Origin of the sequence: Chryseobacterium sp. VD8, assembly GCF_037149975.1 — a bacterium.
Taxonomy (GTDB): domain Bacteria; phylum Bacteroidota; class Bacteroidia; order Flavobacteriales; family Weeksellaceae; genus Chryseobacterium; species Chryseobacterium indicum.
Genome location: NZ_JBBCQL010000228.1, coordinates 1 through 7,547 on the forward strand (window position 1 = coordinate 1; position 7,547 = coordinate 7,547).

General features: G+C 36.9%; 7 protein-coding genes. 4 read left to right on the top strand and 3 right to left on the bottom strand.

Annotated features, from left to right (window positions below; all coding sequences use genetic code 11):
* Positions 1-538: 538 nt before the first annotated feature.
* The 3 genes from argC to WFK35_RS18770 form a co-directional block, all read right to left on the bottom strand.
* The gene (argC, locus tag WFK35_RS18760; protein ID WP_336733839.1) at positions 539-1,504 is read right to left on the bottom strand and encodes an N-acetyl-gamma-glutamyl-phosphate reductase; all 966 of its coding nucleotides are present in this window, start codon (positions 1,502-1,504) and stop codon (positions 539-541) included.
* Positions 1,505-1,757: 253 nt separating this feature from the next.
* Positions 1,758-2,945 (bottom strand): argininosuccinate synthase, encoded by a 1,188-nt coding sequence (gene argG, locus WFK35_RS18765; RefSeq protein WP_336733840.1) that lies wholly within the window; start codon positions 2,943-2,945, stop codon positions 1,758-1,760.
* The gene (locus WFK35_RS18770) at positions 2,917-3,513 is read right to left on the bottom strand and encodes a GNAT family N-acetyltransferase (protein WP_336733841.1); all 597 of its coding nucleotides are present in this window, start codon (positions 3,511-3,513) and stop codon (positions 2,917-2,919) included. Before WFK35_RS18770 ends, argG begins: the two co-directional genes overlap by 29 nt.
* 160 nt (positions 3,514-3,673) lie before the next feature.
* On the opposite strand from WFK35_RS18770, the gene WFK35_RS18775 reads away from it, so the two are divergent.
* From WFK35_RS18775 to WFK35_RS23290, 4 genes are all read left to right on the top strand, one after another.
* Positions 3,674-4,090, top strand: coding sequence for an IS1/IS1595 family N-terminal zinc-binding domain-containing protein (locus WFK35_RS18775; protein ID WP_050379900.1), 417 nt, complete (start codon positions 3,674-3,676; stop codon positions 4,088-4,090).
* 191 nt (positions 4,091-4,281) lie between these two features.
* Positions 4,282-5,661 (top strand): porin, encoded by a 1,380-nt coding sequence (locus tag WFK35_RS18780; protein ID WP_336733842.1) that lies wholly within the window; start codon positions 4,282-4,284, stop codon positions 5,659-5,661.
* 183 nt (positions 5,662-5,844) lie between these two features.
* Entirely contained in the window at positions 5,845-7,425 is a 1,581-nt protein-coding gene (locus WFK35_RS18785) for an MFS transporter (RefSeq protein ID WP_336733843.1), read from the top strand.
* A gap of 43 nt (positions 7,426-7,468) precedes the next feature.
* On the top strand, positions 7,469-7,547 hold a 79-nt coding region (locus WFK35_RS23290; protein ID WP_442892084.1), incomplete at its 3' end, for a DUF6814 family protein.

A 7,547-nucleotide genomic window follows, 5' to 3' on the forward strand; every position in this document is an offset into this window, starting at 1 on the left:
GAAATCGAAGATTATCTCCTTTCAGTCGATGAATACTATTTCGATGTAGTCAAACAAAAGAAACAAAAGCTCAAGACTGGAAACTTCCTCTAAAAAATATTTTTGTTCTCTAAAAATTCTAAAACTTACGCGAAATAAGCATTTGTTCTTCAGTTCTACATTTGTTTCGCGCTTCAAAAAGTAGAATTTTCTTATCGTTCACAAAACTATTTTTCTTAACACTACATTTCTCCTAAGTCGGTTTTAAGGTCAATCCTAAATTTTTTCCTTTTTTTTTTTTTAATTAATTCTTTTGTCTTGAAACAAAAGAAACAAAAATTCAAGACTGGAAACTTCCGCTAAAAAATATTTTTGTTCTCTAAAAATTCTAAAACTTGCGCGAAATCAGTATTTGTTTTTTGGTTCTACATTTGTTTCGCGCTTCAAACAGTAGAATTTTCTTAACGTTCACAAAACTATTTTTCTTAACGCTACATTTTCCTAAGTCGGTTTTGATTGAGTTGTAAAAATTCACGATTGACCTATTGACTATTCACGTTTAAAACGCTGTCGCTTTCAAGTTTAATCCTAAATTTTCTTCCCAGCCCATGGCAATATTCATGTTTTGAACTGCCTGTCCGGAAGCACCTTTTAACAAATTGTCAATCGCTGAGTGAATGACCGCAACATTCCCACATTTTTCAATCTGTATCACACAGCGATTGGTATTGACAACTTGCTTTAAATCAATTGCTTTTCCGCTTACCTGTACGAAAGGCTCATCTGCATAAAAATCTTCAAACAACTGATAGATCTGTGAAAGTTCTGCATCTGTTTTCACGGTAGAACTTGTAAAAATTCCTCTCGCAAAATCTCCTCTCCATGGAACAAAATTCAGACTGATTTCATTGGTATTAAAAGAGACTAATTGTTGTAAAATCTCATCCACATGTTGGTGTGTTAAAGTTTTATACGCCGAAATATTGTCGTTCCTCCAAGAAAAATGCGTGGTTGCCTGTAAAGACTGACCTGCACCTGTGGAACCCGTAATTCCTGTTGTATACACTTCATTCAACAACCCTTTTTGAGCTAAAGGAAGCAGAGCGAGCTGAATTGCTGTTGCAAAACATCCCGGATTCGCAATACTTTTTGCTCCTGAAAGTTGTTTTTTATTGATTTCAGGCAATCCGTAGATAAAATTTCTGTTTCCAAAGTTTCCATCGAGGCGAAAATCGTTCCCTAAATCAATCACCAATGTTTCATCTTTTATGGGATTCTGAATCAGCCAATTCTGACTTTCTTTATAAGGAAGGCATAGAAACAGAATATCGACTTCTTCAGGCTGATCCGTTAAAACCATTTCACAAACCGTCGTTAAATCCGGGTACAAATCTGAAATTTTTGTTCCCGAATTTGAACGGCTATATAAAAAACTCAATGATACATTGGGATGAAAAACCAACAGACGAACCAGTTCGCTTCCTGTGTAACCGTTGGCTCCGATGATTCCTATTTTCTTTTTCATTTTATTATTTTTCATAGGTTTTCACCTACGGTTATTTGTATTGAACCCTAGCGGGTTCTGATTGTTTGTTGATTTTATTAGCCATAGGTTTCACCTACGGCTACTCATATTTAACCCTTCGGGTTGATTGGTCTTCAACTCTCTCGCAGCCCGGCCTGAGCGGAAATCCTTTATGAGGAGGAACGACGAATAAAAGACTGGGGTCCTTCGACAAGCTCAGGATAAACTACAGGCGGATAAAGCTGCCCAAATTTTATTTATTAATCTGATGGTATATATTTAAAGAATTGCTTACAATCTTGGTGTATCCTTTTACATCTTCGCCTGTCCATGCCCTGTTTGCTTCTCCGTAGCTTCCGAATTTGTCTGACATCAAATCGTGCTGAGATTCAATTCCATTCAAAATAAATCGGTAAGGATGAAGGGTTACAAATACTTTTCCGCTGACTGTTTTTTGAGAATCAACAAGAAAAGACTCGATATTTCTCATCACAGGATCTAAGAAAAGTGCTTCGTGAAGCCAGTTTCCGTACCAGTCGGATAATTGGGATTTCATCATCTGCTGATATTTTGAAAGCGTATGTTTTTCCAATAAATGATGCGCTTTGATGATTACTGAAGCTGCTGCTGCCTCAAAACCTACTCTTCCTTTGATTCCGACAATGGTATCTCCTACATGAACATCACGACCGATCCCGTAAGCCGAAGCTAATTCCTCGATTTTCTGAATAGCGTAAACCGGATGTTCAAAACTTTCTCCGTTTACAGAGATAACTTCGCCATTTTTAAACTCAATTTCCAATTCAGAGGGTTGATTTTCTTTAATTTGTGACGGAAAAGCTTCTTCAGGAAGATAATTTCGTGAAGTCAGCGTTTCCTTTCCGCCAACTGAAGTTCCCCAAAGTCCTTTATTGACAGAATATTGTGCTTTCTGAAATTCCATTTCATAACCGTGACTTTTCAAGAATTCAATTTCTTCTTCACGGGAAAGAGCCATATCACGAATAGGCGTAATAATCTCTACATTCGGACACATCACCTGAAAAATAAGATCAAAACGAACCTGATCATTTCCCGCTCCCGTACTTCCATGGGCAATTGCATCTGCTCCGATTTCGATCGCATATTTTGCAATTTCCTGTGCCTGAATGGTACGCTCTGCGCTTACAGACAAAGGATAGGTATTGTTTTTCAGAACATTTCCGAAAATCAGATATTTTACGCAAGAATTGTAATAATCTTCCTGAGCATCAACGCACCTATATTCTTTTACCCCAAGATTCAGGGCTTTTTTCTCCAATTCTTTTTCTTCATCTTTGGAAAAACCTCCGGTGTTTACAGTAACTGCATACACATCATATCCCAGTGTTTCGCTGAGATATTTGGCGCAGTAAGAGGTATCAAGACCTCCGCTAAATGCTAAAACTACTTTCTTGCTCATTATTGTATCTGTTTTCAGACTGATTATTTTCAGTGCTGCTTTTTGTATTATCGGGAACGAAAAGCATTGCTGTGCAAAGACAGTTTTTCCGTTCTTTTTTCATTAAAATATCATAATTCACACAGCTTTTACAGCCGTTCCAAAATTCTTCATCCTGAGTAAGTTCAGAATAAATAACGGGTTTATATCCTAAATCGCTGTTGATCTTCATTACTGCTAAACCTGTAGTTAATCCGAAAATTTTAGCGTTTGGGTATTTTTTTCGGGACAAAGCGAATACTTTGTCCTTGATTAAGGTTGCCACTCCCAAATGCCTGAATTCCGGAGAGACAATAAGTCCGGAATTGGCAACAAACTGACCGTGAGACCATGTTTCTATATAACAGAAACCCACCCACTTTCCTTTATCGGTGGCAATTACAGCGTTACCTTCAGTAATTTTTTCACTGAGATACTCGATGGAACGTTTGGCAATTCCCGTTCCTCTGCGCTGTGCAGAATCGTACATTTCCTGCTGTATTTCACTCACATACATCAGATGTATGGATGAGGAAATTTCTATTTCCATTTATTTATCTAAATTTTTTGGCAAATTTAAAATATAATTTCTTTTAAAACCAAATAAAAAAGATAATTTTATTGAATTAAATTAATAAACAGGTAATTTTATCTTTACATGAAATTAATATTTTGCTAAATTATTATATATTTGCTAAAAAGATATAGTTATGGAAAATCGCTGTCCCAAATGCAACACAGACAAAGTGGTTAAAAGCGGAATTGTAAACAACAAACAACGCTTTTTATGTAAAGACTGCAACTATTATTTTACTGTAAAAAAACTGGGAAAGCAAATAGATGATTACTACGTAACCAAAGCTTTACAGCTCTATCTTGAGGGTTTAAGTTTTCGTGAAATTGAAAGAATTATTGGCGTTTCTCATGTAACGATTAGTTCGTGGATCAAGAAATACAATATTACAAGACCTCCGCATTCTGAGTTTCATCCGGTATATAAAATCCTAAAACAAAATGAACTGATTGAATATATGAGTAAAGAAGAAAATCTGAAGAATTCAGGATTAATCATCACACAGTTCGCTGACAAATATATGCTGATAAAATGGGAAAGATTTAAGAAATAATTTTAAAACCAATTGGAAATAAGTGGATTGGAAATTTAAAATCCGACTCAAAACCAATAAATCTCAAACTCAAAACTTAAAATTTCAAGATCTATCTATATACTTACCATTAATATATATTAAATTTCTTTAAATAAATTTTTAATTACAATTTGGCTTTCACAAAAAACAACGCCAAAAATTGATAATTTATGAAGAAATTAATCACTTTTATTGGATTGGCTCTAATCAGCAATTCTTTATACGCTCAAGGTTCGCCGGATTACGGAAGCGGATTAAAAATTAATCTTAATCAGCAGGGCGATAAATATGTCAGGTTCATTTTATGGGATCAGTTCTGGTTGAGGAACACCCAAATGAATCCGGGAAGTATGGTTGGCGGAGAACCCACAGACAATTCTTGGAGTCTGGGAAACAGGAGATTACGTACTTTGGCGTACGCTCAGATCTCCAAAAGATATATGATCTTAGCGCATTTTGGGATTAACAATCAGACATTTATCAATGGAGGCGGTTCGGGAACTTCAGGAACAGGAGGTTATGGAAACGGTAAAAAACCGCAGCTCTTTTTTCATGATGCATGGAATGAATACGCCGTGTTTCTACCCGGAGAGGCAGGAAAATTCACCTTATCTTTAGGAGCGGGACTTCATTACTATATGGGACTTTCCCGAATGACGATGGCTTCAACATTAAACTTCCTTACGGTTGACTCCCCTATTTTCACATGGCCATTAATCGATAATTCAGATCAGTTTGCGAGACAACTGGGAATGTTTGCGAAAGGTAAATATGGTAAACTGGAATACCGTTTCAGCTTAAACAAGCCTTTTGCAACGGATTTAACTCCGGTAAATGTTACCGATCCGGCTAAAGCGGTTGCCGTGGACAACAACGGAAATCCGAATTTTTCAAAAGCAGGATATGTAGAGTATCAGTTTTTAGATGAAGAATCCAATGTATTGCCTTTTAAAGTAGGCTCTTATCTGGGAACCAAAAAAGTCTTTAGTCTTGGCGCAGGTTTTTACCATCAGAAAGACGGAACCCGAACTTCCGTTAATTCCACCATTGAAAAGCATGACATTACGCTTGTAGCTGTAGATGCTTTTGCAGATATTCCTTTGGGAAATGCTAAAAATAAAATGGCAGTTTCCGCGTATGCAGGCTATTACAACTATCAGTTTGGTCCGAATTACGTGAGAAATTTAGGAATTATGAATATTGCTGCTTCTGATCCGAATTTTACGGGAAGCAAAGCCATTGCAGGAGTAGGAAATCTACAGCCGACCATCGGAACAGGGAATATTATCTATGCACAAGCAGGATTGCTATTGCCAAGTCAGGTTGAAAAGCCGAAAATCAGAATCCAGCCTTTCGCAGCGTATACTCACAAAAATTTTGAAGCATTTGACAAATCTTCGTCACAGTTTGATGTGGGTGCAAACTGGTTCATAGACGGTCATCATGCGAAGATCACTACGCAGTATTCAACAAGACCGGTTTATACAAGTCCTACGGAAAGCCCTTCTTCAAAAGGGGAATTCATTGTACAGTTCCAGATTTACTTGTAAAAAATTAGATTTTTTATTTAAGGATTTAAGATAAACATCAAAAGCGTTTTTAAGCGTAATTTATTTGACCTTGTCAAATCTTTATTAATTTTTTAAGCAAAATCTCTCAACTTTTTAATATAAAAATCAAAAAAAGTTAAAAAACTCAATATCAATTTAAACTAACATCAAAAATTAAAGCATATGAGCGATAACAATGAAATAAGCTACGAGAATATGACTGATAAGCAAAAGAATCGTACGATCTGGAGCGTCATTACAGCATCATCTCTCGGAACACTGATCGAATGGTATGATTTCTATATTTTCGGAAGTCTCGCCGTTGTACTGGCTACTAAATTTTTTCCAGCAGATAATCCTACCGCAGCATTTTTATCTACGCTTGCTACTTTTGCCGCAGGATTTGTCGTGAGACCTTTCGGAGCGCTGTTTTTCGGAAGATTAGGTGATCTTATCGGGAGAAAATATACCTTTTTGGTTACTTTACTGATTATGGGATTTTCTACATTTCTTATCGGATGTATTCCCAGTTATGAAACCATAGGATTTATGGCTCCTGTTTTGGTATTAATTTTAAGATTATTACAGGGATTGGCTTTAGGAGGTGAATATGGAGGTGCTGCAACTTATGTCGCAGAATACGCACAACCCGGAAGAAGAGGCTACTGGACTTCATGGATCCAGACTACCGCAACAGCCGGACTTTTCATTTCACTTATTGTAATTATGGTGACAAAAACCACTCTTTCCACTGAAGAATTTGACGGTTGGGGATGGAGAGTTCCGTTCTGGATTTCGATATTGATGGTAGGCGTTTCTTACATCATCAGAAAAAATATGAAAGAATCTCCGCTTTTTGCCAAAGCTAAAAGTGAAGGAAAGACTTCTAAAAATCCATTAAAAGAAAGTTTCGGAAACAAACTGAACTTCAAATTTGTTCTTCTTGCCTTATTCGGGGCAGCAATGGGACAAGGGGTAATCTGGTATACAGGACAATTTTATGCCATGAGCTTCCTTCAGAAAGTGATGAATATTGAATCGATTCAGGTGGATTATTTAATGGCAACTGCTTTGTTTTTGGGAACTCCGTTTTTCGTTTTCTTTGGATGGCTGTCTGATAAAGTTGGAAGAAAAGCAATCATGATGACCGGAATGCTGATCGCTATTTTAGCGTACAGACCGATTTATGACAGGATGTTTAAAAGCGTTGATTTAAAATCCAAAACCGTTGCAGAAAGCGGCTTGGTTGAAAAAAGAACGGCAAAAATTCATGATAAAATCGCGACGGACAGTTTAATCACCTTTCACAAAGAAACGCTTTTCACAGATGGCACTTTAGCTAAAAAAGACAGCATTGTACACTGGTCTCCGACCGGACCTGTGATGAAAGACGGAAAAGCTGAAGAACCAAAGGTAACTCAGTCGATAAAGATCAACGACAGCACAAAATGGTATCTTGTACTTCTAGTTTTCATTCAGGTGATTTTTGTAACGATGGTTTACGGTCCTATTGCAGCATTTTTAGTGGAAATGTTCCCGGTAAGAATCCGCTACACTTCGATGTCACTGCCTTATCATATCGGAAACGGCGTTTTTGGAGGACTGCTTCCTGCTGTTGCCACTTATCTCGTAACCACAGGAAAAGACGGAGGACATCCTGAATGGTATCTGGAAGGACTTTGGTATCCTATAGGCGTTGCCGGAGTCTGTCTTTTAGTCGGATTAATTTATCTTAAAAATAAGAACAATAATATTCACGATTAAGCCCGGAATCACTTAAAAATTTATTAATTTTAAAACTACTAAAATGAACGGACTAAAAAAAATATTAGGCGTACTCTGGATCGCCATTGCATTAGTTGTAGGATATTTCGGAATTACAGTAA